We start from the raw sequence: 25,663 nt of genomic DNA, 5'->3' as shown, positions 1-25,663 counted from the left end.
GTCGCGTGAACAGCCACGCGAATCGCCCGCGATCCTAATCATGGCATGCGAACTTTCCGTGGCACCGGCGTGACCGGGGCCGACGCGCCATCGGCGCCGTACATCCTGCGATATGCCTCGCCCAGCTGCGCCTCCGCCCCGCCGTCCCGGTGCGCCTGCTCGAACACCTCGTTGATCTGCCGCTCGGCCGCGTGGAGGTGGCGCAGGAAGCGCCGGGTGCCGTCCGACAGGTCGCTGTCGGCCATCCGCTGTTCCATGCCTGGGTCGGAGGTTTCAGCGGATTCGGGCTTGCGCTTGTTCATGCCGGATCGCAAGCAAGACGCCTGCCAGCGTTGTCCGACGCCCGCGGCACGCGGTCCATGGCCGCCGCGACGGCCTGCCCCGCTGCCCGATCGCGGCCGAAACTGCCGCTCCCGGTCGCCCGTGGCGAGAGCGCGTCGCCGCCCGTTCACTGGTAGACGTGCAACCGCCCGATCGTCCACGCGTGGTAGGACGCCAGCAGGCCGGGCACCGCGCAGTCGTCGTAGCGGCCGTCGCAACGGTCGCGCAGCCCGGTCGACGCGGCGAAGTACGCGTCGGCCGGCACGCCGGCGGCCTCAAGCACCATGCTAGGCAGGAACGCGATATCGAGCAGCGGGTACTGCGGCAGCGGCGGCCCGGCGAAGTTGCTCTTCAGCATGTAGTAGGTGAGGTAGTCGCGGTACGGCTGCAGGTCGGCCGGCAACCGCCGCGGCAGGTTGCGGATCAGGCCGTTGAAGGAAGGCTGGTGGTCGCCGAAGTGCAGCAGCACGGTCGGCTGCGGACGGTCGAGGAAGGCGTGCTCCAGAGCGCGCATCGCCGTGTCCGAGGCGTGCAGGCGCGCCAGGTAGGCGTCGAAGTTCAGCGCCGCATCGCGCGACAGCCCGCGCAGCAGGTTGCGGTAGGGCTTGGGCAGCTTCGACATCGGCTGGTGGTCGTGCGGGCCGTGCTGGTTCAGCGTCAGGATCATCACGAATACCGGCTGCCCCGGCGTCTTCACCTTGTCGTAGATGCGTTTCGCCGCCGCGAACATCTGCGCGTCGCTCTCCTCCCACTCCTCCAGGCCCAGCTCGTCGGCGCCGTACAGGTGGTCGAAGCCATAGGCCCGGTATGCGTTGCGCCCGTTGATGAAATCGGCGCCGGTGGGATAGATGCCGATGGTGAGGTAGCCGAGCCGGCGCAGCTGCAGCGCCAGCGCGTCGCGTACGTTCGGCGCCAGCACGTAGGGCGCGTACATGCCGCCGGGGCCGAAGATGTCCTGCGGCATGCCGGTCAGCGCGGCGAACTCGCTGACCCAGGTACCGCCGCCGAAGGTATGCACGCGCAGCATGCCGTGCGCGCGGGTGCGCGCGTCGGGGCGGAACATCGCGGCACGGCACGCCGGCATGCCGCAGGCATCGAAGATCGACGGGTCGAACGTGCTCTCCTCCAGCACCTGCACGATGTCCGGGTACGGTGGCGCGCCGCCCGCGCGGCCCGATGCGGTGGCGCCCCAGTCGCCCTCGGCCGTGGCCTCGTCGGCCATCGGCGGCAGTTGCACGCCGGCGTCGTGCAGGTTGACGAAGAAGTTGGTCAGCTGCGCGTCGTCGGACATCTTCTCCCACGCGTTGCGCGAATGGACCTGCGCGAACGGCCCGGTGGGCAGCAGGCACAGCCAGAACGCCAGCGCATACAGCGCCGTGCCGCCGACCCGCATGCCGGCGGCATGGCGCGGCCGCAGCGGCGCCAGCACGCGCCAGTCCCAGCGCCATGCCAGGTACAGCAGCGGCAGCAGCGCGACCACGCCGAAGGCCGCGACATACAAGTGCGGATAATGCAGCAGCGTGTCGAGCAGGCTGCTGCGCACGTAATAGACGAAGTCCGACGGCATCAGCTGCGAGTCGAGGTAGCGCAGCTTCAGCACCGCTACGGACTTCAGCAGCAGGAACAACCCGCCGCCGACCAGCAGCGCAGTGGCGAAGCGGCCGAAGGCGAACAGCAGCATGCCGAAGATGCACAGCATCAGTCCCGCGATGAAGGCCCGCTGCAGCGGGAGCGGCTCCTGCCAGGCGGTGCACGCGACGCTGAGCGCGAAAAAGGCCAATGCGCACAGCGCCACCGCACCTGTTCGCGCAGCACACAACGGGATTCGAGGCATGGGTCGGAGTCCCCCTGCAGGACCGGATGTCACCTTGGCGTCATCCTACTGACTTGCAACGGCAACGGATCGGACACCGGGGCATGCCGTTCCACTGCCGTTGGGGATCGCACCGGGGTGCGGGCGGCCTCGCCCCGGGCCCGCGGGGGAAAGCCTCCGCGGCGCCGGCAACCCGTCATGCCGATCTGCTACCTTCCCGCGGCCTGGACCCCGCACTTCACGGAACCCCCATGTCGCCACGCCCGTTCCCGTTCGCCGCCCCGCTGCTCGCCCTCGCTGCCGCCGCCCTGCTCGCCGGCTGCGCCGGGCTGCCCTGGCAGGGCGGCAGGACGCCCGACGGCGCGCGCGCGAGCGTGGCGATCCTGGAGACCACCGACGTGCACGCGAACGTGCTCAGCTACGACTACTACAAGCTGAAGCCGGACGCCTCGCTCGGCTACGAGCGCACCGCCACGCTGATCCGCCGCGCCCGCGCCGAGTTCCCCAACACCTTCCTGTTCGACAGCGGCGACACCATCCAGGGCAGCGTGCTGGCCGACTACCAGGCGCTGGTGAAACCGGTGACCTGCGCGCAGGAGCTGGCGATCTACCAGGCGATGGACGCGATGGGCTACGACGGCGGCACCGCCGGCAACCACGAGTTCAACTACGGCCTGCGCTTCCTGTCGCAGGTCACCGGCACGCCGATGAACGTCGATGGCGGCCACCGCGAGCGCTGCGCCGGCCCGCGCTTCCCGCTGGTGCTGGCCAACGTCTACAGCGCGCGCGACGGCAAGCCGATCTTCCAGCCGTGGACGGTGGTGACAAAGCACATCGAGGCGTACACGGCCGACGGCAGCAAGCTCAGCGTGCCGCTGAAGGTCGGCATCATCGGCTTCACCCCGCCGCCGATCATGGACTGGGACAAGCAGAACCTGGCCGGCAAGGTCACCGTCAGCGGCGTGATCGAGGCCGCGCAAAAGTACCTGCCGGAACTGCAAGCGCAGCATCCCGACCTGGTGGTGGCGATCCTGCACGGCGGCCTGGACACCGCGCCGTACACCCCGGACATGGAAAACGCCGGCTGGCATCTGGCCGGCGTGCCCGGCATCGACGCGTTGCTGCTTGGCCACTCGCACGCCGAATTCCCCGGCCCGCGCTACGCCGGCCTGAAGGATGTCGACGCCCAGCGCGGCCTGGTGCGCGGCGTGCCGGCGGTGATGGCGGACTTCTTCGGCAAGGACCTGGGCGTGATCCGGCTGGTGCTGGACCGCAAGGAAGGCCGCTGGGTGGTCGACCACGCGGAAAGCCACAGCGAGGTGCGGCGCATCTGCCCGCAGAAGAACGCGTGCGTGCCGGCCGACCCCGCGATCGCGCCGCGGGTGCGGCAGGCGCACGAGGCGGCGATCGCCTACGTCAACACGCCGATCGGCGAAAGCGCGCTGCGCATGAGCAGCCACTTCGCCGACGAAGGCAACATGACCGCGCTGGCGCCGGTCAACGCAGCCCAGGCCGACTACGTGCGCAGCGAACTGCCGCGCTCGCACCCCGAGCTGGCGAACGTGCCGGTGCTGTCCGCCGCCGCCGCGTTCCGCACCGGCTTCGGCGGTCCCGACGACTACACCGACGTCGCGCCCGGCCCGCTCACCCTGCGCAGCGCCGCCGACCTGTACTTCTATCCGAACACGCTGGCCGCGGTGAAAATCGACGGCACCGGGCTCAAGGCCTGGCTGGAAAAATCCGCCGAACGCTTCAACCGGATCGACCCGGCGAAGGCCGGCGAGCAGGCGCTGATCAACAGCCGCTACACCGGCTACAACTTCGACCAGATCCAGGGTGGCATCCACTACGTCATCGACGTCTCGAAGCCGGTCGGCCAGCGCATCACCACGCTGACCTTCCAGGGCAAGCCGGTCGAGCCGAGCCAGCCGTTCGTCGTGGTCACCAACAACTACCGCGCGAGCGGCGGCGGCCATTTCCCCGGCCTCGACGGCAGCAACATCGTGCTGGCCGCCCCCGACGGCACCCGCGAGATCCTGGCGAAGTGGCTGGAACGCCACAAGCGGATCGGCGCGAAGGACCTCGAACCGACGTCATGGCAGTTCGCCCCGCTGAAGACCCGCGGCCCGGTCGTGTTCACCGACGCCAGCGGCAAGCAGGCCGTGGCGCGCGAAGCGGGCCTCGGCAACATCCGCCAGCTGAAGGATCACGGCGACGGCACCGCGACGTATGCGATTGACTTGTCGCACTGACGCTGGCGCGCGCGGGAAACCGCACTGACGTCCGGGTTGCTCGAACCGAGGGGCTGCATGGTTCGCCGCCCTTCCCTTCTGCGCTGGTATGCACACTAGAAGAGCAAGAGCTTTCGTCCTCCTTCGGAGGGCGAGTCACTTTCTCTCGCTTGCCCGAGAGAAAGTAACCAAAGAGAGGGGCACCCCGCTTGGCGCTTGCCGGGCTCCTGCCCGGCAAGTCCGTGAGTCGGGGCCGGGCTTTTCGAGCAGGCTCGGGCAACTGCTCCTGCGTTGCCTCAACTCCGGCATCCATGCCGTCGCCTGCCCGTGCGAAAAGGCGTTGCCATCCCTGGCAACGCCCGCTGGCGCGGCCTGTCGTCCCCAACTCACCGCCGCGCAAGGGACCCCGGGTAGAGCAGCGGGCCATCCTGGCCCGCACTTTTTAGAAAAGCCAAGGCCGCGCTGCCTGCGCCTTCAATGTTGTTGGCAATTGCCATCCCGCCGCGTCACACGCGCCAAAAACATCTCGCGCTCCGCTCGTTGAGTCGGCCTCAGGGCCGGCCTGCGGGAGATCCAATACAGTACAGACTTGATCGGTCCGGAATGTCCGCTTGCGACCCGGAGCGGACATTGGGGAAGCTGCCGATATTGCGTAGCGCGCTATGCTCCAAACCGCATCACAGCAACGTGGTCGCGTGCAGGGGGCAGGATGGGCACCGCAAGACAGGATTTTGAACGCTTTGTGCGCTGGTTGAACGACCCCGGACGCCTCGCCCCTGAAAGTTCGCGCAGGATGGCCAACCTGACGCTGGCGAACTTCGAGGCTGTGGCCGCGATGGCCAGGCAGCGCAACAACCGTTCGCAACTCCTGGCGCGCTTGGCCCGCCAACACCTTGCGACCACGAGCGCGGATCTTCCAGATCTCCCCGACGCGACCGCCCAAGGGCAATGGCCATGGCTTCGGCTGCGCTCCCTAACCCTAGGGCCGTTTCGCGGCTTTCGCGAGCCCCAGACCTTCGATCTGAGCAAACGAGTCACCCTCTGCTACGGGCCGAACGGCAGCGGAAAGAGCAGTTTGTGCGAGGCGCTCGAATACGCGCTGTGCGGAGCCGTAGAAGAGGCGGGCTCGAGGCGGATCGAGCAGCGTGATTACCTTGCCAATATCCACGCCGGTCGCTTCGCCAACCCAAATCTCACAGCTACTGATGCTGAGGGCGGTGAGGTCCGGGTCGCCGCCGACGAGGACGCGTTTCGCTTCTTCTTCGTCGAAAAGAACCGGATCGATAACTTCTCGCGGATAGCCGCGACGTCTCCCGGGCGCAAGACCGACCTGATCGCGACTCTGTTCGGAATGGAGCAGTTCAACAACTTCGCCTTGCACTTCAATGAGTCGATGGACGCTGCGCTCACGCTCACCACCGAGACGCAGGCACAGCTAGCCGGTTGCAGGCAAGCCCTGCGGACCGACGAACTGACGCGCGACGGCGAGGTGGAGCAGCTCCGTGCCCTTGATGAAGCCGCGGCCGACTACGCCACAGGCGTCGCCGAGAACCTCACCTATAACAATCTCAAGCTGTTGGTGTTTGGAAGCGAGGAGACGCCCAGTCGCCTGCAGGAGCTCGACACGAAGCTGCGCTCGCTGATACCGGCAGTCACGAATTGCTCGCGCCAGATTGTTGCCGACTTATTCGCCAACGCGGATATTGGCGTGAAGAACTTGGCAACCTCGCAACGCAGTCTCGACGAGCAACGCAGCCAAGTCTCTTTCCGACAGCTCTTCGCCGCAGTGCAGGCTCTGCGCGCAGAGCGCGAGGATCGCTGCCCGGCGTGCCTGACGCCAATCACCGAAGTAGCGAGCAACCCGTTCGAGCGGGCCGACGCGGGCTTGCGCGAACTCGAAGAGCTCGCGAGACTCGAAGCTGACCACGATAGTCTGCGGCGCGCAGCAGGCGAGGCAAGCCGCGCCCTGCGAACCGGCCTTCGCAATCTCGAAGAGTTTCTGGTGAGCGAAGGCAGGGCGGACACACTGGTCGGGGCCTACCTGCACGCCCTACCTCGCAACCCCGAGGCTCCCGATTGGTGGATAGCTGTGTACTCGCCGGAGACCGACGAGACCGGCGCGACGCCATCGCTTGAGCAGATTTTGGTCGTGGCCGATCAAGCCGCTGCGCGCGACGAACGCACACGCGAGGCATTGCTACGGCGCGACGAAGATATGGCAGAGCAGACGCGATTGAACGAAGCCCGCGTCTGGATGGCGGAGCACGACGGTCGCCGCAGCCAGGTCATAGAGAACGCCGCGCAGGCCCGAGGCCGCATCACGCTGTGGGAAGAAGCGAACGCCGACCTGATCAGGCGCGCGAGCGAGGAAGAGCAGGCCAACGTGCGCGATCGGCCTATCAAAGAGGCCTATGACAGCTTCTACGGTCTGCTTGGACGCTTTCGCGAGCAGCTTCCCGGCATGCTTATGGCGGACCTGAACGCTTCGACCATGGCGCTATACAACGAGTTCAACCACGGAGACCGCAGCGAGGACAAGCTAGCTGACCTCCGCCTGCCGCTCACTGGCGACGGCATCATTGACATCGCCTTTCGCGGTAACCCCCAGCAGCGAGTGAACGCGCTCGCCGCTTTGAGCGAGGGACACATCCGCTGTCTGGGTCTCGCGATCCTATTGGCGAAGGCTGAGGCTGTGGGCGCTCCGCTCATCATCTTCGATGACGCAATCAATGCGATCGACCACGACCATCGCAGCGGCATCCGCGCGGCGATTTTCGAGTCGGAGCGCTTTCGGCAGACGCAGATCATCCTCACCTGCCACAGCCCCGAGTTCGTCAAGGATATCGAGAACCACTTGCCGCGGGATCTCCGAGACGACTGCCACCAGTACGTGCTACTGCACCACCGCGGCGACTATCAGCCACGCGTAAACCCACCGGGGACTCAAAATTATCTGGCGCGCGCAAGGGAAGCAATCGACGAACGCTTCAACGCTCGCGATGCGCTCTCATTCGCGCGCAAGTCACTGGAGATGCTCACCCACAAAGCTTGGAAGTGGCTCGAATCGCATCGGGTGGGCAACATTTCGGTGCAAATCGAAGGGCCCGGCAAGGAGCCACAGCTTTATGGCCTGTGCACGGCGCTGCGCAAGAAGCTGATGGACGCGCAGACCTTCGCCCACGATAGTAAGGCGCCGCTGCTCGAGAACCTGAACACGATCCTGGGCATCCCGGAGGACAACTTGGTTTGGACGCTCCTCAACAAGGGCGCACACGAAGAGCCAAACCGGGACGATTTCGACATGGTCCATGTCGAGACCGTCCTCGCCGTCCTCAGCAACGTTGACGCATTGGAGCTCCGACCGAATCGGTGATTGGGGCAGTGATATAGCCGGCTTCTCGCAAACTCGGCAATCGTCTCTGCGTGGACATGTCCGCTCCTGGCCGAACTGAGACATTGGTGGCATTGAAAAGTCCCGCTCGCAGTCGGACTTTCTTGTTCTTGGCTTTACGGCTTTCGCCACCGCGCTCGCGTTGAAGCTGAAAAGCAACAGCCACAGCAAAGCGTCGATTTGCTGTGGCTTCGCTCTCGCTCTTGATCTGGCTCTTCTGAAGAGTGCGCGCAGGATGCGCGCTGCTCTTCCGGGTCCCCTCTGCAGCGGCGGGCGGGCGGAGGAAAAGCCCGAAGGGTGGTTCGCATGGATGCGAACCAGTTTGTCGTCAGGGCAGGATGCCCTGTCGACAAACCCCGGAGCCCGCACGCGAACTTTCCGGGCAGGATGCCCGGAAAGCGCGGAAGCGGGGTGCTCTTTCTCTTTGGTTACTTCCTCTTTGAGCACGCAAAGAGAAAGTAACTCGGGCGCCGGAGGCGCACGAAAGCTCTTGCTTTGAAAGCTGTTCGTTCCGGACGCGGAGACAAACCAGAGCATCGCCCGCGAGCGAGCTCCTACAGAGGCACGGGCCGAAGGCCCTGTGCGCGGGAGCAACAGCACGATGCGACCGGGCAAGAACCCTGCGGTGGCGATTCGACGGCCGCCTCAGCGAATCAACACGAACACCGTGACAATGACCAGCAACACCAGCGGATACAGGCTGGCGCGGTCGAACAGGCGCGCGGCCTGGCGGCCGTCCAGCGTGCGGGCGAGCCGGAACGCCGCCGGCAGCAGCAGGCCGGCGCCGGCGGCGAGGATGGCGAGCTGGAACGGCCAGCCGCCCGCCAGCGGCGACAGGCGCGGCAGCAGTGCGCTGGCCAGCACGGTCAGGCCCAGGCTGATCGCCACCAGCGCGCTGGCGGTGCGCAGGCCAAGGACCAGCGGAATGGTGCGCGCGCCGATGCGACGGTCTTCCTCGAGGTCGTTCCAGTCGGCCGGGATGTTCTGCCCACCGATTTCCCACAGCATCAGCCAGATCAGCATCCCCAGCAGCCCCGACCACGGCGGCGCGGGGATCACCGCGAACACGGCGGCGACCGGGCCGGCCGACTTGACCAGGCCGCTGACCACGGTGCGCCACCAGGTGACCTTCAGCAGCTTGACGTAGACCACTTCCAGCGCCGCCGCGGCGAACACGATGAGCAGGATCATCGGGTTCAGCAGCCAGGTACCGAGCACGGCCAGCGCGAACCAGAAGCCGAACCACGCCAGCGCGCCCTTCATGCTGATCAGGTTCTGCGCCAGCGGGTAGCGCATGGCGGACGCCTCCACCGCGTAGCCGGGGGTGATCCCGCCAGCGACCTTTTCCTGGTCGTCCTTCACCCCGATCAGGTCGTTCAGCGCGTAGATGGCCGTATAGCCGGCCAGCGCCGTCGCCAGGCACAGCGCCAGCACGGGCCACGACGGAAACCGCCCCAGCCACAGCAGCGCGACGAAGCCCGGCATGGCGATGTCGAGCACGCCGTGGAGGGAGCGCGACAAGGCGAGAAAACGCTGCATGGGATTTCAGCCCTTCCTGACGAAGCAGGCCATGTAGTTGATGTCTTCGCGATTCGGCGCGACGCGGAACCGGCGCGTGAGCGGGTTGTACATGAGGCTGTCCACCGCCTTGAACTCGAGCCCCGCGGCGGCGGCCCACGCGCGCATCTCGGTCGGCCGGATCAGCTTGCGGTAGCTGTGGGTACCGCGCGGCAGCAGGCCGAGGATGTACTCGCCGGCCACGATGGCGAAGGCGAACGCCTTGAACGTGCGGTTGATGGTGGAGAAGAACGCCACGCCGCCCGGCCTGAGCAGGGCGGCGCAGGCGGCGATGACCCGGTCCGGATGCGGCACGTGCTCGAGCATTTCCATGCAGGTGACGGCGTCGAAGCTGCCAGCCTCCTCGCGCGCGAGGGTTTCCGCGTCTAGGTAGCGGTAGTCGATGGTGAGCCCGCCGCGTTCGGCATGCTGGCGGGCGATGTCCAGCGACAATCGCGACAGGTCGATGCCGGTCACCCGCGCGCCGGTCCGGGCCAGCGCCTCGGCCAGGATGCCGCCGCCGCAGCCCACGTCGACGACGCGCGGCGCGGGCACGCCGATGCGGTCGGTGATGAAGCGCAGGCGCAGCTCGTTGATCGCGTGCAGCTGGCCCATCTTGCCGTGCGGGTCCCACCACAGCTGGGCGATGCGGTTGAAGTGGGCGATTTCCCCGGCATCAACATTCGGCGATTCGGTCATGGCTTGTCGTGGTCCGGTCATGCAAGGTTTGGATGGAAGCTTCGATTTCTGCGCGCGCGATGTCGTTGACGAACACGCATTCGCCGACCGCCGCGGGCAGCGGCACGCGCTGCTGGCCGTTGCGGTGCTCGACGCGATCCAGCAGCGACTGCCACATGAGTTCGGCGTCGAGCAGGGCGAGGTCGGGGGCGAGATCCAGGCGCCCGATCAGGGCGAAGATCCGCCCGGCCGCGGCGGCACCGAGCAGGCCGCGCCGCCGCGCGATCGCGGTCGACACCAGGATGTCCAGCAGCACCGCCTCGCCGTGCAGCAGGTCGTCCCCGTGGCGGGTTTCCAGGCCGTAGCTGAAGGTGTGGCCGAAGTCGACCTTGCGCGCCAACTCTTCCTCGTGCAGGTTCGGCGCCAGCTCCTCCAGCATGCCGCCGATGGCGCGGTCGAGGATGTCGCCGCCGCGCGCGTCCTGGAAGGCCGTCGCCAGCGAGGGCGCACCGTGCTGCTCCAGCAGGCGGAACAGCGCGGCGTCCCTGATCACGGCCAGCTTGACGATCTCGCACAGGCCGTTGCGCAGGTGGCGCGGCGGCAAGGTGCGCAGCAGGCTGCGATCCAGCAGCACCCGGCGCGGCGGCTCGAAGTTGCCCAGGCGGTTCTTGCGGCCGTTGAAATTGATCCCGGTCTTGATCCCCACCGCGGCGTCGACGTAACCCATCAGCGTGGTCGGCACCTTGATGTGCGGCACGCCGCGGCGGTAGCTGGCCGCCGCGTAGCCGACCACGTCGGTCAGCACGCCGCCGCCGATGGCGATGACCGGCTCGTCGCGGCGATGGATGGGAAAGCCGTCCAGCTCGCGCAGCACCGAGAGCCACGCCTCCAGCGTCTTGCCGCCCTCGCCGCCCGGCAGGGTGATGATGTGGGCGTCGACCCGGTGATGGGCGAAGTAGGCGCGGATGCGTTCGCCATGATGCGCGTGCACGCAGGCATCGACCACCACGAAGCGGCGCCCGTCCTGCACGCGTCCCATCGACAGCAGGGCGTCGCTGCGCGGATCGAACACGTCGGCCACGTTGAGCAGGTCGTACTCGATCCGACGCGTGGCGCTGACCTGCCAGCGCGAGCCCGGCGTGGTGCTCATGCCACGTCCCGCCACGCCGCGCGCCGCGCCAGCACCTCGCGCGCGACGGCTTGGGCGCGGGCCAGGTCGTGGTTGCGCCAGTGGCCGCACTGGTCGATGCGCGCATACGGCACGGCGTCGGCCGCGAGCACGCCTTCGAGGATCGCCGCCAGCGCGTCCTCGATGACGGCACGCCGGCCTTCGCCGAGCAGGGTGAGATAGAAGCCGGTCCGGCAACCCATCACGCCGATGCCGACGAAATGCTGCGGCAGCAGGCGCCCGAAGCCTTCGAGCAGGAAGTGCTCGATCGAATGCAGTTCGGTGTCCGACAGGCAGGCGCCGGCGTTCGGCCGGCGCAGGCGCAGGTCGACGGTGTAGACGATGTCGCCCGCGGCCCCCGCATGGGCGCCGCGCAGCTTGACGCTGGGCGCCTTCAGCCGGCGGTGGTCCAGTTCGCCGACGGTATCGCTGTGCCAGCCCAGTGCCTCGAAGTCGATCATGGTGGTTGCTCGGTGGTACGGCCGGGCGTTCACGCCGGCTGCGGGATCGCGGCCAGGTGGCGGTAGCTGTCGTCGAGCGCCTGCTGCCAGCCCTCGACGTGGTGGTAGAGCTCGACCGAACCGAAGCCGTCGAAGCCGTGCTCGTTCAGCGCCTTGAAGCTGGCGGCCAGGTCCAACGTGCCTTCGCCGGGAATCTCGTGGAAATGCACGATGCCGGTGCGGGTGTTGGCGACCATCCGGTCGAACAGCGCCGGGCCGCGCACGCCGCGCAGGTGGGCGACGATCGGCCAGGCCCGTTCGAGCACGTCGAAGCTCAGCCCCGGCACCGAGATCAGGTAGGTGAAGATCTCGTCGTCCAGCGGCGAGGCGCCGGCGTACAGGCTGCCGTAGTCGACCATGCCCGCCGGCCGGTCGATGCCGGCCTGCGCCAGCAGGGCCTCGATGCGTCGGCGCCGCGCCGGGTCGGGCGCGCGGTCGCCGAAGTACAGCGGATGGCGGCGATCCACCAGCAGGTAGTCCGCCGTGTCGGGAAAATAGACCAGGGTGCTGGCGGCATCCAGGTCGAAGTCCGCCACCGCATCGTCCCGCACGATCCTGAGATTGCGGCCCTCGCGCGCATCGGAGATGTGCAGGTAGCGGGCGAACGGCGCGGCCTGCGCCAGCGCGCCGATGTAGTCCGGCTCGGAGCAGTAGGCGTGGCAGATGTCGATGTGCAGCGCGAAACGGCGGGAGCCGACCGCGCGGATCAGTGCCAGCCCCTGCTCCAGCGTCTCGATGTACATGCCCGGCTCGGGCTCGATCAGCAGCGTGATGTCCTCGTCGTCGCGGATCTCGCGCAGGCATTCGCGGATGCTGTCCGCCAGCAGCTCGCCCGGATCGACCGCCGGCTGGCGCACGTGCTCCTCGCGCAGGAAGCCGCTGCCGAAGGTGACCAGCCCGACGCCCAGCCGGCGGGCCACGCGGATGCCGCGCTTGACCAGGTCGATGCGGCGCTTGCGCCCGGCCACGTCCAGCGTCAGCAGCGACGGCTCGTGCGGCCGCGACGGGGTGAAGAAGTGCGAGGCGGTGGCCACGCAGGCCGGCACGATCCGCGCCGTCCGCAGATGCCGCTGCACGTCGTCGAGGTCGGCCTCGCTGAGATTGAAGGGATTGAACTGCTCGCGGTGGAAGGAAAGCTCGACGCCTGCGTAGCCGGCCCGGGCCACCGCGTCGATGGCCGCCAGGAACGGCAGGTTGGTGAGGCCGAAGGTGCTGTAGCTGAGCTGGATCATGCCCGGGAACCGTGGTGAGCAAGCGATGGTGGAACTCGAGTGCGCCGTCTGCCCGACTCTGCGGCGGCAGCCGGCGCGGCATCGGTTCCACCGCGCGACAGCCGACGCCGGATCGGCATCCGCGCAGCGTGCGGGCGCGGCGGCGCGGGCGCCATGACTCACGTCAATCCGTGCCGGCCGCCACCTGCGTACGGATGCCGCAGCACGGGGCGGCCGGCCTGTCGCGCCGACGGCCCGCGAATCCCGTCGCCGAACCGCTATCATCGGCGGCAAGCATCCCCGGTCCGGCGTCACGGCTCCGGCACGGGCGGCAAATCCCGGCGTACCCATCGAGCAGCGAGCCGACGACTTGCACCTTCGAGCTGTCGCACCTGGCCTCCGCCAACGGCCTGCACGGCCGGCGGCCCCCCTGATCCCGCGTGGAAGCACCCGGCATGAGCAAGATTGACCCACCGGCCGGCCGCGCCCGCACCGTGACGGCGCTGCAGCGTCTCCCGAAAGGCATCTGGGCGCTGGGTTTCGTGTCCCTGTTGATGGACGTCTCCTCGGAGATGATCCACGCGCTGCTGCCGGTGTACCTGGTCGGCACGCTCGGCATCTCGACGCTGGCGGTGGGTTTCATCGAGGGCATCGCCGAGTCGACGGCGGCGATCGTGAAGGTGTTCTCCGGCGCGTTGTCGGACTGGCTGGGCCGGCGCAAGCTGCTGGCCGCGATCGGCTACGGGCTGGCGGCATTCACCAAGCCGGTGTTCCCGCTGGCGCACACGGTGGGCTGGGTGGTGACGGCGCGCTTCGTGGACCGCATCGGCAAGGGCATCCGTGGCGCGCCGCGCGATGCGCTGATCGCCGACCTGGCACCGCCGGGCATGAGCGGCGCGGCGTTCGGCCTGCGCCAGTCGCTCGACACGACCGGCGCCTACCTCGGCCCGCTGCTGGCGATCGGGCTGATGTGGCTGACCGGCGACGACATCCCGCTGGTGTTCTGGTTTGCCGTGCTGCCGGCGTTCGGCTCGTTCGCGCTGATCACGTTCGGGGTGCACGACGCGGCGCGCGAACCGGGCGCGCAGCAGGTGCGCATGCCGCTGTCGCGCGCCGAGCTGTCGCGCCTGCCGGCGGTGTACTGGTGGATCGTGGCGGTCGCCTCGGTGTTCACCCTGGCCCGCTTCAGCGAGGCGTTCCTGGTGCTGCGGGCGCAGGAGCTCAAGCTGTCGCTGATGCTGATTCCCGCGGTGCTGGTGCTGATGAACGTGGTCTATTCGCTGGTGGCCTACCCGATCGGCAAGCTCGCCGACCGGCTGGACCGCGGCGTCCTGCTGGCCAGCGGATTCGCCGTGCTGGTGCTGGCGGATCTCGCGCTGGCGCTGATCGGTGGATTGGCCGGCCTGGTGATCGGCGTGACGCTGTGGGGCCTGCACATGGGCATGACGCAGGGCCTGCTGGCCACCCTGGTGGCCGACGCGGCGCCGGCGTCGCTGCGCGGCACCGCGTTCGGCGTGTTCAACCTGGTGACCGGCGTGGCCCTGCTGCTCGCCAGCGTGCTCGCCGGCGGGCTGTGGGGCGCGATCGGTTCGCAGGCGACCTTCCTGGCCGGCGCCGCCTTCGCCGCCCTGGCGCTGCTCGGCCTGGTCGCGGTGTACCGGCACCGCCATCCGTCGACGCAACGGCCGGCGGCGCCGTGACGACGGCCCCGGCCCCGTTCAATCGAGTGGTGTGTTCCGGTACTTGCCCACGTCGGCCGGCTGCACGGCGGAGGCCTTGTTCGACCACGACTGGCGGACGTAGCTGACCACCGCAGCGACGTCGGTGTCGCTCAGCTGCTGCGCGAACGGCGGCATCGAGTACGGCTGCGGGTTGCCGGCGGTGGCCGGGGCGAAGCCGCCGAGCAGCACGCTGCGGATGGCGTTGATGCCGGTCGGCTCGGTGACCGAGATGTTGCCGTCCAGCGGCGGGTAGACGCCGGCCACGCCGCGGCCGTCCCTGCCGTGGCAGTCGGCGCAGCGTTGCGCGTAGAGCGTGCCGCCCAGCTCGTGGCTGGCCGCCGCCTTGAACGGCGCCGCATCCGCCTTCGGCGTGCGCGGCGGCAGCGCCTGCAGATAGGTCGCCACCGCTTGCAGGTCCGCTTCGGTCATGTGCTGGGTGCTCATGCGCACCACGTCGGCCATCGGCCCGAACGCGGTGCCCTTCGCCGACCGGCCGGTCCCGAGCAGGTCGACGATGTCCTGCGCGCTCCAGCCGGCGAGGCCGCCGCCCGGCTGCGTGTCGAGATCGGGTGCGTACCAGTCCAACTGCGGAATCCGGCCGCCGGTGAGCTGGCGGTCCTGCGCGATGCCGCCGAGCGAGTCGCGCGCGGCGTGGCATTCGTTGCAATGGCCCAGGCCCTGCACCAGGTACGCGCCGCGGTTCCACTGCTCGGATTTCGCCGGGTCGGGCTGGTATTCGCCCGGCGTGAAGTACAACGCGCGCCACGCAAGCAGGCTGCTGCGCACGTTGTAGGGAAAGCCCAGCCCCAGCTCGCCGTCCGCGCGGCGCACCGGCGGCAGCGATTTCAGGTAGGCGAAGATCGCCAGCGCGTCGTCGCGGGTCACCTTGGTGAACGAGGTGTAGGAGAACACCGGGTACAGCAGTTCGCCCTGGCGGCCCTTGCCTTCGTGCAGCGCGCGCCGGAAATCGTCGAAGTTCCACCGGCCGATGCCGGTTTCCGGGTCGGGCGTGATGTTCGGCGCCGGCACGTCGCCGAACGGCGTGGCCAGCGAGCGGCCGCCGGCGTAGCGCTGGCCGTCGCGCGCGGTGTGGCAGGCGGCGCAATCGCCGACCGTGGCCAGGTATTCGCCGCGGGCGATCAGCGCCGGATCGTGCAGCGCGGCGGCATCGGCGTCGCCTTGTTCCGGCGACGCCGACCGCGAAACACCCTGGCCGAAGTACAGCCAGCCGGACACCGCCAGCACCAGCAGCCCCGTCACCCACGCCCCACGTCGCCACCACGTCATCGACCCGCTCCGCTCTTGCCCATCACGCACCAGCCCGGCAACGGTTCGGTCTGCGTACTGGCCGGCGCCGGGCGCATGTCGGCCGGCGGCTCATGGCTGGCCAGCCACGCGGAAACGGCGGTGATGTCCGATTCGCGCATGCGGTTGGCGACCACGCCCATGCAGTAGGGCCCCTCGGCCGCACGCTGGCGCGTGCGCCACGACACCAGCTGGGTGTTGAGGTAGTCGTACGACAGGCCCATCAGGCCCGGCATCATCGGCTCCACGCCGGTGAGCCTGGCGCCGTGGCAGCTGACGCACGACGGCACGCCGCGGGTGGAGTCGCCGCGCATCACCAATTGCTCGCCGCGCCGCAGGGTCTCCACGGACACCGCCGGCACCTGCAGCTTCCGGTAGGGCACGTCCTGCCGCGCGAAGTACTCGGCGATCTCGCGCAGGTACGCCGGGCTCAGCTGGCGCACCACGTATTCCATCGGTGCGTGCCGGCGCTGGCCGCTCTGGAAATATTCCAGCTGCTGCAGCAGGTAGCCGGCCGGCTTGCTGGCCAGGCGCGGGATCGCCACGCTGTCCGGCGAGCCTTCGCCGTGCGCGCCGTGGCAGCTGGTGCACGCGGCCACGCGCTGCTGCATGGTATCGGGAACCGGCGCGGCACCGGCCTGGGGCCCGGCGGCCGAGGCCGCACCGCACATGCCCAGCGCGAGCAGCACGACGACCGCGCGAGGCACGCCGCGCAGGAAAACAGGACAGTTCATCCGCCGATTGTAGGCCCGCGCGCCCCGCTGCCCGGGCGCGGATCGGCCGATCGCGACAACCTGCCGCAGGTCGCCGGCCGTCGTCCGTCCCCATCCGGCATCCGCGAAAGTTGCAAATGCACCTGTTGACCGCAGTGCAGCAATCCGCTTATGGTCGACGCCATGTCGCCGCTTTCCATGCCCGCACGCACGCCTTCCGCACCGGCTCGCACCGGCTGCATGCCGTCGTGCACGGGCATCGTCGCCGCCGTCATTACCACCACGATTACCACCGGTACCACGGGTCCCGGGCGGAGCGTCGTGCGTAGCTGAGTTTTCCCACGCAACGGCCCGCCCTCGACGAGGCGGACCGGCCCATGCCGACACGCCAGCGAGAACGGGCCTCCACCGGAGAGGCCATCGTGATCACCTGTGCACCCGAGCAAGTCCAGCATTCCCCGTTGCCGCCGCCGTCGATGACCCGCATGGGCACGACCCGGCGGCGCGTGCTGGCGGTCGGCGTGATCGGCCCCGGCCGGGTCGGCAGCGCGCTGCTGGAGCAACTGCGCGCGGCGCAGCCGCGGCTGGCCCGCGACAGCGCGCTGGAGCTTAAACTCTGCGGCGTGGTGGCCAGCAAGCGGATGTGGCTGGATTGCGACGACGCCGAACTCAACGCCCGCCACGGCGGCGCGCAGATCTGGCGGCCGAACGACCTGGAGGCGTTCGCCGGGCACGTGCGCGGCAACGACGGCCGCCATGCCTTGCTGATCGACTGCAGCGCCAGCGACGCGGTGGCCGCGCACTACCCGCGCTGGCTCGCCGCCGGCCTGCACGTGGTGACGCCGAACAAGCTGGCCGGCAGCGGCCCGCTGCCGCGCTGGCAGGCGATCCGCGCCGCCTGCGCCAGCGGCGCGCGCTTCCGCTACGAAGCCACCGTGTGCGCCGGCCTGCCGGTGGTACAGACCCTGCGCGACCTGCTCGACACCGGCGACGAACTGTTCGCGGTGCACGGCATGTTCTCCGGCACGCTGGCTTGGCTGTGCAACCGCCACGACGGGCGCCAGCCGTTCTCCGCGCTGGTGCGCGAGGCGCACGCGCTGGGCTATACCGAACCCGACCCGCGCGACGACCTGTCCGGCCTCGACGTGGCGCGCAAGCTGGTGATCCTGGCGCGCGAGGCGGGCTGGCCGCTGTCGCTGGAGGACGTCGACCTGGAAGGCCTGGTGCCGCCTGCGCTGGCCGCGCTGCCGCTGGAGGCGTTCATGCAGCGGCTCGACGAACTCGACGCGCCGATGGCCGCGAAGCTGGCCGCCGCGCACGCCGAAGGCGGCGTGCTGCGCCACGTGGCGCAACTGGACCGGCACGGCCGCGCCAGCGTGCGGCTGCAGGTGCTGCCGGCCAGCCATGCGTTCGCGCACACCCGGCTCACCGACAACATCGTGCAGTTCAGCACGCGCCGCTACTGCGATAATCCGCTGTCGGTGCAAGGCCCCGGCGCCGGCCCCGAGGTGACCGCCGCCGGCGTGTTCACCGACCTGCTGCGCATCGCCGAGTCGCTGGAGGCGCGCGCATGAATTCCTCCTTGCTGGAACCCGTCATGGCCTCACCGCGCCGCGCCAATCCCCCGCAAGTCGCCCGTGCCTTCGCGCCCGCCAGCGTCGGCAACGTCGGCGTCGGCTTCGACCTGCTCGGCCACAGCGTGGCCGGCGCAGGCGACCGCGCCGAGGTGCGCCGCATCGACGAACCGGTGGTGCGCATCGCGGCGATCCGCGGCTGCGTCACCGACCTGCCCACCGACCCGCGCGCGAACACCGCCGGCACGGCGCTCCTCTCGCTGCGCGAGGCGCTCGGCCTGCCCCACGGTTTCGAGCTGACCCTGCACAAGGGCATCGCGCTGGGCTCGGGCATGGGCGGCTCGGCCGCCTCGTGCGTGGCCGCGCTGGTGGCCGCCAACGCGCTGCTGGCGCAACCGCTGCCGCGCGAGGCGCTGTACGGTTTCGCGCTGGACGGCGAGGCGGTGGCCAGCGGCAGCCGCCACGGCGACAACCTCGGCTCGATGCTGCTGGGCGGCCTGGTGCTGGCCACCCACGAGCGGCTGCTGCGCATCGACGTGCCGGCCGCATGGCACTGCGCGCTGGTGCATCCGCACGTGGTGCTGGAAACGCGGCGGGCGCGCGCGGCGCTGGCCGGCCACTACGCGCTGGGCGAGTTCGTGGCGCAGAGTTCCAACCTCGCCCTGGTGCTGGCCGGCTGCTGGCGCGGCGATGCCGCGCTGGTGCGCGCAGGCCTGAAGGACGTGCTGGTGGAACCGCGCCGCGCGCCGCTGATCCCGCACTTCGCGCGGGTGAAGCAGGCCGCACTGGACCACCACGCGCTGGGCGCCAGCATCTCCGGCGCCGGCCCCAGCGTGTTCGGCTGGTACGACAATCGCGCCGACGCCGCCGCGGCCAGCGTGGCGATGCAGGCCGCGTTCGCCGGGGCCGGGCTGGACAGCGATGCGTGGGTGTCGCCGATCGACGGCCCCGCCGCCGCATTGGTCGCAACCCTTGAGGCCGACGCATGAACGCCTTTGTAGGGCGGACACTGCCCGCCGCCCTTGTTCCTTATCGCAGGGAGCCGGCGGGCCGTGCCCGCCCTACGAGACCGCTTCATTCGGACGAGGTCGGCGCATGAACCAGCACGAGCCGATCCGCTACCGCAGCACCCGCAGCGCCGGTCCGACCGTGCCGATCAGCCAGGCGATCGCCGCCGGACTGGCGCCGGACGGCGGCCTGTACGTGCCGGAGCAACTGCCCACGCTCGATCCCGCCGCGTTCGACCCGCACGGCTCGCTGGCCGATACCGCCGCCACCCTGCTGGCGCCGTTCTTCGCTGGCGATGCGCTGGCCGGCGAGCTGGCCGCCATCTGCGCCGAGGCGTTCACCTTCGACACGCCGCTGCGCGCCTTGCCGGCGCATCCGCGCACGGCGATGCTGGAGCTGTTCCACGGCCCCACCTCGGCGTTCAAGGATGTCGGCGCGCGCTTCCTCGCCGCCTGCCTGCGCCGGCTGCCGCGCGCCGACGCGCGGCCGCTGACCATCCTGGTCGCCACCTCGGGCGACACCGGCGCCGCGGTGGCCGCCGCGTTCCACCGCCAACCGAACGTGGACGTGGTGATCCTGTATCCGGACGGCCTGGTCTCGCCGCGCCAGGCGCACCAGCTCGGCTGCTTCGGCGACAACGTCCGCGCGCTGCGCGTTGCCGGCCGCTTCGACGACTGCCAGCGGATGGTGAAAGCCGCGCTCAACGACGCCGGGCTGCAGGCGCAGCGGCCGCTGTCCTCCGCCAACAGCATCAGCCTCGGCCGGCTGCTGCCGCAGATGAGCTACTACGCGCACGCCGCACTGGGCTGGTGGCGCGAACACGGCACGCCGCTGAACTTCATCGTGCCCACCGGCAACCTGGGCAACGCGCTGGCCTGCCTGTGGGTGCGCGAGCTGGGCCTGCCGGTCGGCGAGGTGCGGCTGGCCTGCAACGCGAACGCCACCCTGCCCGAGTTCTTCGCCGGCGCCGACTACGCGCCGCGCGAAGCGGTCGCCACCCTCGCCAACGCGATGGACGTGGGCGCGCCCAGCAACTTCGAGCGGCTGCGCTGGACGTACCCTGACGCAGCCCGGCTGCGCCAGCGGCTGCAGGCGCACAGCGTGGACGACGCCGCCATCCGCCGCACCATCGCCGGCCACGCACGCGAACACGGCGAGGTGTTCTGCCCGCACACCGCCACCGCGATGCACCTGCTCGACCGGCTGCGCGCGGATGGCGACGACGCGTCGTGGGCGGTGGTCGCCACCGCCCATCCGGCCAAGTTCGAGAGCGTGGTGGAACCGCAGGTCGGCCATCCGGTCGACGTGCCCCCGGCGCTGGCGGCGATGCTGACGCGCAGCGCCAGTGCCGAACCCTTGGCCGCCAGCGACACCGCGCTGCGAAGCTGGTTGCTGCCAACGTAGGAGCGCACCCTGTGCGCGAGCTCTTCCGGGCATATAAAAAAGCATCGCGCACAGGGTGCGCTCCTACGCACGGGCTCGTGCAAACCATGCCGCGGGCCATACGCGCGCGCATCGCGAGATTCATCTGGCCATCTGGACGTCCAAATGCCCGCCGCATGGCCGATTCCGGCCATTTTGAAAAAAGTTGTTGACAGCCGTCGACGAACTGCTTTACGGTCGGTCCCATGTCGCAGCGCAACAGCCACCGCAGCATCGCCAAGGAAAACCGTCTCGTGACGGTTGCCGGCCTGCTGCGGGCTCGCGGCACGCTCATTATTACCCTCGTACTCGTACTCCTTATTACCAACGGAGGTGCGGGCTGAGGGCATGTGTCCAGGTAAATAAGAAAACCTGAAAACACCCGAAGAACCCCGCACCCGGTAACGGATGCGGGGTTTTTTTGTGCCTTCGGCGCCGCCCACAGCGGAGCCATGATGAAAAACCCCGGCCAGCACGACACCCCCGCCAGCGACGACGACGTAGTCGCCGGGCGCGTGCGCATCTTCGACACCAGCCTGCGCGACGGCGAGCAGGCGCCCGGCTTCTCGATGGACCGGCGCGCCAAGCTGCGCATGGCGCGGCAGCTCGAGGCGCTCGGCGTGGACGTGCTCGAGGCCGGTTTCCCGCAGGCCTCGCCGGACGATTTTGCCGCAGTCGCGGAAATCGCCGGGGCGCTGAAAAACACCACGGTGTGCGCGCTGGCGCGCTGCCAGGACGGCGACATCGACAGCGCCGCCCGCGCGCTAGCGGCGGCCCGCCACTCGCGCATCCACCTGTTCCTGTCGACCAGCCCGCTGCACCGCGAGCACAAGCTGGGCATGAGCAGGGCGCAGGTGCTGGACACCGCGGTGCGCGCGATCGAACGCGCCCGCGGGCTGTGCCACGAGGTGGAGTTCTCCGCCGAGGATGCCTTGCGCACCGAGCCCGAATTCCTCGCCGAGGTGTTCAGCGCCGCGGTCGCCGCCGGCGCCAGCACGCTGAACGCGCCGGACACGGTGGGCTACACCACGCCGACCGAGATCGTCGAGCTGTTCGAATACCTGCGCCGCCACGTCGTGGGCGCAGAGCGGGTGATCTTCTCCAGCCACTGCCACGACGACCTCGGCATGGCGGTGGCGAACAGCCTGGCCGCGGTGGGCGCCGGCGCGCGCCAGGTGGAATGCACCATCAACGGCATCGGCGAGCGCGCCGGCAACGCCGCGCTGGAGGAAGTGGTGATGGCGCTGAAGGTGCGCGCGCCGCACTTCGGCGTGGACACCCGCATCGACACCCGCCAGCTGTACCCCGCCTCGCGCCTGCTGACCGAGCTGACCGGCCAGGCGGTACCGCGCAACAAGGCGATCGTGGGCGCCAACGCGTTCGCCCACGAGTCGGGCATCCACCAGCACGGCATGCTGAAGCACCGCGGCACCTACGAGATCATGCGGCCGCAGGACGTCGGCATCGCCGAAACCCGCCTGGTGATGGGCAAGCACTCCGGCCGCGCCGCGCTGCGCCAGCGCCTGCAGGCGCTGGGCCACGCGCCGGACGACGCCGCGCTGGACGAGATCTTCGCCCGCTTCAAGACGCTGGCCGACCACGGCCGCGAGTTGCACGACGAGGACCTGGAAGCGCTGGCGCTGGGCCGCGACCCGCACGCCGGCGGCCCGTGGCGCCTGGTGCAGCTGCACGCCAGCTCGCACCTGGGCGGCAGCGCCTCAGCCTCGGTGAAGCTGGCCCACGACGACGGCCACGAGGTCGGCGAGGCGGCGATCGGCGACGGCCCGGTCGACGCGGTGCTGCGCGCGATCGAGCGCGCCACCGGCACGCCGCTGGCGCTCACCCGCTTCCAGATCGACGCGATGGGCGAAGGCGCCGACGCCCAGGGCCACGCCCAGCTGAGCGCGCGCCACGCCGCGCGCGACTGGCGCGGCCACGGCACCAGCACCGACATCGTCGAGGCCGCCGCGCTGGCCGCGCTGGTCATCGTCAACCGGATCGCGCAGCACCCGCCGCACGAGCAAGCCCCGTCCATTGAAGAGCGCGGTCAGGGAAGGCCGCTTGCCGATCCTCGCGCGCAGGGACGCCCGCACAAGGAGATCACCGCATGAACACCCCATTCCTGTGGCACAACGGCCGCATCAAGCCGTGGGCCGAGGCCAGCGTCCACGTCAGCACGCACGCGCTGCATTACGGTTCGTCCGTGTTCGAGGGCGAGCGCGTGTATGCCACGCCGCGCGGCCCGGCCTACTTCCGCCTCGCCGACCACACCCGCCGCCTGTTCGAGTCGGCGCGCGTGTACGAGATCGAGATCGGCTACAGCGAGGACGAGATCAACGCCGCCTGCCTGGAGCTGATCCGCGCCAACGCGATGCCGTCGGCCTATGTGCGGCCGATCGTGTTCCGCGGTGCCGGCGGCCTGGGCGTGCTGGCGAAGGACGGCGCGCCGGTCGAGGTGGCGATCATGGCGATGGCCTGGGGCGCGTACCTGGGCGAGGCGGCCGAGCGCGGCGCCGACATCTGCGTGTCGTCGTGGCACCGTCCCGCGCCGAACACCATCCCGAGCTGGGCCAAGGCCGGCGGCAACTATCTGTCCAGCCAGCTGATCGGGCTGGAGGCGCGCCGCAACGGCTACGACGAGGGCATCGCGCTGGGTCACGGCGGCCTGCTCAGCGAAGGCGCCGGCGAGAACCTGTTCCTGGTGAAGAACGGCCGGCTGCTCACGCCGCCGTCCAGCGCCGGCATCCTGGCCGGGATCACCCGCGACAGCGTGCTCGCGCTGGCTGCCGGCCTCGGCATCGCGGCGGAGGAGCGCGAGCTGCCGCGCGAGGCGCTGTACTCGGCCGACGAGGTGTTCATGACCGGTACCGCCGCCGAGATCACCCCGGTGCGTTCGGTCGACCGCAAGGCGGTCGGCAAGGGCGCGCCCGGTCCGGTCACGCAGCAGCTGCGGCAGGCGTTCTTCGGATTGTTCGATGGCCGTACCGAGGATCGTTGGTCCTGGCTGAGTTTGGTTAATGCGGTCGCCCCTGACCGCGAAGATCAAGAACCGGCCATCCATGGCCGGACTCCTCATCAACAGCCGGCCCCCATGGAGGCATCGGCATGAGTGCGCGGACCCTGTTCGAGAAGGTCTGGGACGCCCACGTGGTCGCCGCCGAGACCGCCGACACGCCGGCGGTGCTCTACGTCGACCTGCACCTGGTGCACGAAGTCACCTCGCCGCAGGCGTTCAGCGAACTGCGCGAGCGTGGCCTGCGGCTGCGCCGGCCCGACCGCATGCTGGCCACGCTGGACCATTCCACCCCGACCCTGCCGACCAACGCCGACGGCAGCCGTCCGTACGCGAACGCCGAGGCGCAGGCGCAGGTCGCGCAGCTGGAGAGCAACTGCCGCGAGTTCGGCGTCGAGCTGCACGGCTGGGACAGCGCCGAGCGCGGCATCGTGCACGTGATCGGCCCGGAGCTGGGCGCGACGCAGCCGGGCATGACCATCGTCTGCGGCGACAGCCACACCTCCACCCATGGCGCGTTCGGCGCCCTGGCGTTCGGCATCGGCACCACCGAGGTCGGCCACGTGATGGCCACGCAATGCCTGCTGCAGCGCAAGCCGAGGACCATGGCGATCCACGTGGACGGCCAGCTGCCGCCGGGCGTGGGCGCGAAGGACCTGATCCTGCATATCATCGGCACGATCGGCGTCGATGGCGGCACCGGCCACGTGCTGGAGTACCGCGGCGCGGCGATCGAGGCGCTGTCGATGGACGAGCGCATGACCGTCTGCAACATGTCGATCGAGGCCGGCGCGCGCGCCGGCATGATCGCGCCGGACGAGACCACGTTCGCCTGGCTGCAAGGCCGCCCGCGCGCACCGCAGGGCGCAGCGTGGGGCGCGGCGGTGGCGAAGTGGCGCACGCTGAAGAGCGACGACGGCGCGCGCTACGACCGCGAGGCGCGCATCGACGCCGGCGCGGTGAAACCCACCGTCACCTACGGCACCCACCCCGGCATGGCGATCGCCATGGACGCGCCGGTGCCGGCGGCGGCGAACACGCAGGAACGCCGCGCGCTCGACTACATGCAGAGCCGCCCCGGCCAGCCGATGCAGGGCACGCCGGTCGACGTGGTGTTCGTCGGCAGCTGCACCAACTCGCGCCTGTCCGACCTGCGCGAAGCGGCGCGCGTGCTGCACGGCCGGCGCATTGCCAGTGGTGTGCGCATGCTGGTGGTGCCCGGCTCCGAGGCGGTGCGCCGCGATGCCGAGCGCGAAGGCCTGCATCGCGTGTTCACCGCCGCCGGCGCCGAGTGGCGCGTGCCCGGCTGCTCGATGTGCATCGCGATGAACGGCGACCTGGCGCTGCCGGGCCAGCTGGTGGTCTCCACCTCCAACCGCAACTTCGAGGGCCGCCAGGGCAAGGGCGCGCGCACCGTGCTGGCCAGCCCCGCCACCGCCGCGGCATCGGCGATCGCCGGGCGCATCGCCGATCCGCGTGAGTACCTGGCGGAGGTGGCGGCATGAACGCCGACCGATTCGCTGGCCTCCCTCCCCTGCCGGCAGGGGAGGGTCGGGGTGGGGTCGCTCTTGCCTCCAGCTCCAGAGCTTTACCCCCTCCCAACCTCCCCCTGCACGCAGGGGGAGGAGCAAGGCGTGCTTCGTTGCACTTCCCTGCGAGCACCCGCCCCTCACCTCAATCCTCTCCCCACAGGGGAGAGGAGGCCAACGCAAGAAGCGAGGAATGTCATTGATGCGCCCCATCACCCGCCTCCACTCGCGCACCGCCGTGCTGGCCGACGAGAACATCGACACCGACCGCATCATCCCGGCGCGCTTCCTCACCACCACCACCCGCGCAGGGCTGGGCCGGCTGTGCTTCCACGACTGGCGCTACCAGGCCGACGGCAGCGACAACCCGGCCTTCCCGCTGAACCGCCCGGAAGCGCGCGGCTGCTCGATCCTCGTCGCCGGCCGCAACTTCGGCTGCGGCTCCTCGCGCGAGCACGCACCGTGGGCCCTGCTGGACTACGGCATCCAGGCGGTGCTGTGCAGCGAG

Annotated in this window: 20 protein-coding genes; 11 read left to right on the top strand and 9 right to left on the bottom strand. The window is 69.8% G+C overall.

The window, feature by feature from the left end:
- Positions 1-38 precede the first annotated feature (38 nt).
- Both RHOFW104R8_RS15730 and RHOFW104R8_RS15725 read right to left on the bottom strand, forming a co-directional pair.
- Positions 39-302: a DUF4226 domain-containing protein gene (locus RHOFW104R8_RS15730; protein WP_068094513.1), complete on the bottom strand. Its 264-nt coding sequence runs from the start codon at positions 300-302 to the stop codon at positions 39-41.
- A 146-nt stretch (positions 303-448) separates the two neighbouring features.
- A complete protein-coding gene (locus RHOFW104R8_RS15725) occupies positions 449-2,155 on the bottom strand; it encodes a sulfatase-like hydrolase/transferase (protein WP_068094511.1) in 1,707 nt (568 codons plus the stop codon).
- 230 nt (positions 2,156-2,385) lie between these two features.
- Here RHOFW104R8_RS15725 and RHOFW104R8_RS15720 point away from each other — a divergent pair, with 230 nt between their 5' ends.
- Together RHOFW104R8_RS15720 and RHOFW104R8_RS15715 are read left to right on the top strand one after the other, a co-directional pair.
- Positions 2,386-4,386 (top strand): bifunctional 2',3'-cyclic-nucleotide 2'-phosphodiesterase/3'-nucleotidase, encoded by a 2,001-nt coding sequence (locus RHOFW104R8_RS15720; RefSeq protein WP_068094509.1) that lies wholly within the window; start codon positions 2,386-2,388, stop codon positions 4,384-4,386.
- Between the two features lie 688 nt (positions 4,387-5,074).
- Entirely contained in the window at positions 5,075-7,738 is a 2,664-nt protein-coding gene (locus RHOFW104R8_RS15715) for an AAA family ATPase (protein WP_068094506.1), read from the top strand.
- Positions 7,739-8,401: 663 nt separating this feature from the next.
- Here RHOFW104R8_RS15715 and RHOFW104R8_RS15710 read toward each other — a convergent pair.
- The 5 genes from RHOFW104R8_RS15710 to RHOFW104R8_RS15690 are packed head-to-tail and all read right to left on the bottom strand — an operon-like array spanning position 8,402 to position 12,891.
- Positions 8,402-9,295 carry a UbiA family prenyltransferase gene (locus tag RHOFW104R8_RS15710; protein WP_068094504.1) on the bottom strand — a complete coding sequence of 298 codons (894 nt, stop codon included), beginning with the start codon at positions 9,293-9,295 and terminating at the stop codon, positions 8,402-8,404.
- Between the two features lie 6 nt (positions 9,296-9,301).
- Positions 9,302-10,012, bottom strand: a complete 711-nt coding sequence (gene ubiG / locus RHOFW104R8_RS15705) for a bifunctional 2-polyprenyl-6-hydroxyphenol methylase/3-demethylubiquinol 3-O-methyltransferase UbiG (protein WP_068094501.1) — start codon at positions 10,010-10,012, stop codon at positions 9,302-9,304.
- On the bottom strand, positions 9,990-11,141 hold the full coding sequence (locus RHOFW104R8_RS15700; RefSeq protein WP_068094499.1) for a sedoheptulose 7-phosphate cyclase: 1,152 nt from the start codon (positions 11,139-11,141) through the stop codon (positions 9,990-9,992). Before RHOFW104R8_RS15700 ends, ubiG begins: the two co-directional genes overlap by 23 nt.
- Entirely contained in the window at positions 11,138-11,620 is a 483-nt protein-coding gene (locus tag RHOFW104R8_RS15695) for an S-ribosylhomocysteine lyase (RefSeq protein ID WP_068094497.1), read from the bottom strand. The genes RHOFW104R8_RS15700 and RHOFW104R8_RS15695 overlap by 4 nt, the downstream gene beginning before the upstream one ends.
- A 29-nt stretch (positions 11,621-11,649) precedes the next feature.
- Positions 11,650-12,891 (bottom strand): sugar phosphate isomerase/epimerase, encoded by a 1,242-nt coding sequence (locus RHOFW104R8_RS15690; RefSeq protein WP_068094493.1) that lies wholly within the window; start codon positions 12,889-12,891, stop codon positions 11,650-11,652.
- A gap of 434 nt (positions 12,892-13,325) precedes the next feature.
- On the opposite strand from RHOFW104R8_RS15690, the gene RHOFW104R8_RS15685 reads away from it, so the two are divergent.
- Positions 13,326-14,570, top strand: a complete 1,245-nt coding sequence (locus tag RHOFW104R8_RS15685; protein WP_068094490.1) for an MFS transporter — start codon at positions 13,326-13,328, stop codon at positions 14,568-14,570.
- Between the two features lie 18 nt (positions 14,571-14,588).
- On the opposite strand, the gene RHOFW104R8_RS15680 is transcribed toward RHOFW104R8_RS15685, so the two are convergent.
- Both RHOFW104R8_RS15680 and RHOFW104R8_RS15675 read right to left on the bottom strand, forming a co-directional pair.
- On the bottom strand, positions 14,589-15,878 hold the full coding sequence (locus tag RHOFW104R8_RS15680; protein ID WP_068094488.1) for a cytochrome c: 1,290 nt from the start codon (positions 15,876-15,878) through the stop codon (positions 14,589-14,591).
- Positions 15,875-16,630 carry a c-type cytochrome gene (locus RHOFW104R8_RS15675; protein ID WP_068094483.1) on the bottom strand — a complete coding sequence of 252 codons (756 nt, stop codon included), beginning with the start codon at positions 16,628-16,630 and terminating at the stop codon, positions 15,875-15,877. Before RHOFW104R8_RS15675 ends, RHOFW104R8_RS15680 begins: the two co-directional genes overlap by 4 nt.
- 401 nt (positions 16,631-17,031) lie before the next feature.
- On the opposite strand from RHOFW104R8_RS15675, the gene RHOFW104R8_RS15670 reads away from it, so the two are divergent.
- The 8 genes from RHOFW104R8_RS15670 to leuD all read left to right on the top strand — a co-directional run.
- A complete protein-coding gene (locus tag RHOFW104R8_RS15670) occupies positions 17,032-18,183 on the top strand; it encodes a homoserine dehydrogenase (protein ID WP_068094482.1) in 1,152 nt (383 codons plus the stop codon).
- A complete protein-coding gene (locus RHOFW104R8_RS15665; RefSeq protein ID WP_068094478.1) occupies positions 18,180-19,172 on the top strand; it encodes a homoserine kinase in 993 nt (330 codons plus the stop codon). Before RHOFW104R8_RS15670 ends, RHOFW104R8_RS15665 begins: the two co-directional genes overlap by 4 nt.
- Before the next feature lie 106 nt (positions 19,173-19,278).
- Positions 19,279-20,595 (top strand): threonine synthase, encoded by a 1,317-nt coding sequence (gene thrC / locus RHOFW104R8_RS15660; RefSeq protein WP_201028737.1) that lies wholly within the window; start codon positions 19,279-19,281, stop codon positions 20,593-20,595.
- Between the two features lie 224 nt (positions 20,596-20,819).
- Positions 20,820-20,957: a hypothetical protein gene (locus RHOFW104R8_RS17640; protein ID WP_161487761.1), complete on the top strand. Its 138-nt coding sequence runs from the start codon at positions 20,820-20,822 to the stop codon at positions 20,955-20,957.
- Between the two features lie 111 nt (positions 20,958-21,068).
- A complete protein-coding gene (locus RHOFW104R8_RS15655) occupies positions 21,069-22,724 on the top strand; it encodes a 2-isopropylmalate synthase (protein ID WP_153021700.1) in 1,656 nt (551 codons plus the stop codon).
- Positions 22,721-23,722 (top strand): branched-chain amino acid transaminase, encoded by a 1,002-nt coding sequence (locus RHOFW104R8_RS15650; protein ID WP_068094472.1) that lies wholly within the window; start codon positions 22,721-22,723, stop codon positions 23,720-23,722. The genes RHOFW104R8_RS15655 and RHOFW104R8_RS15650 overlap by 4 nt, the downstream gene beginning before the upstream one ends.
- Positions 23,719-25,131 carry a 3-isopropylmalate dehydratase large subunit gene (gene leuC / locus RHOFW104R8_RS15645; RefSeq protein WP_068094469.1) on the top strand — a complete coding sequence of 471 codons (1,413 nt, stop codon included), beginning with the start codon at positions 23,719-23,721 and terminating at the stop codon, positions 25,129-25,131. The genes RHOFW104R8_RS15650 and leuC overlap by 4 nt, the downstream gene beginning before the upstream one ends.
- A gap of 226 nt (positions 25,132-25,357) precedes the next feature.
- A partial coding sequence (gene leuD / locus RHOFW104R8_RS15640) for a 3-isopropylmalate dehydratase small subunit (protein ID WP_082823668.1) occupies positions 25,358-25,663 on the top strand: 306 nt, incomplete at its 3' end.

Source organism: Rhodanobacter sp. FW104-R8, assembly GCF_001617365.1.
Classification (GTDB): Bacteria; Pseudomonadota; Gammaproteobacteria; order Xanthomonadales; family Rhodanobacteraceae; genus Rhodanobacter.
This window is presented reverse-complemented; position numbering and strand designations above follow the sequence as displayed.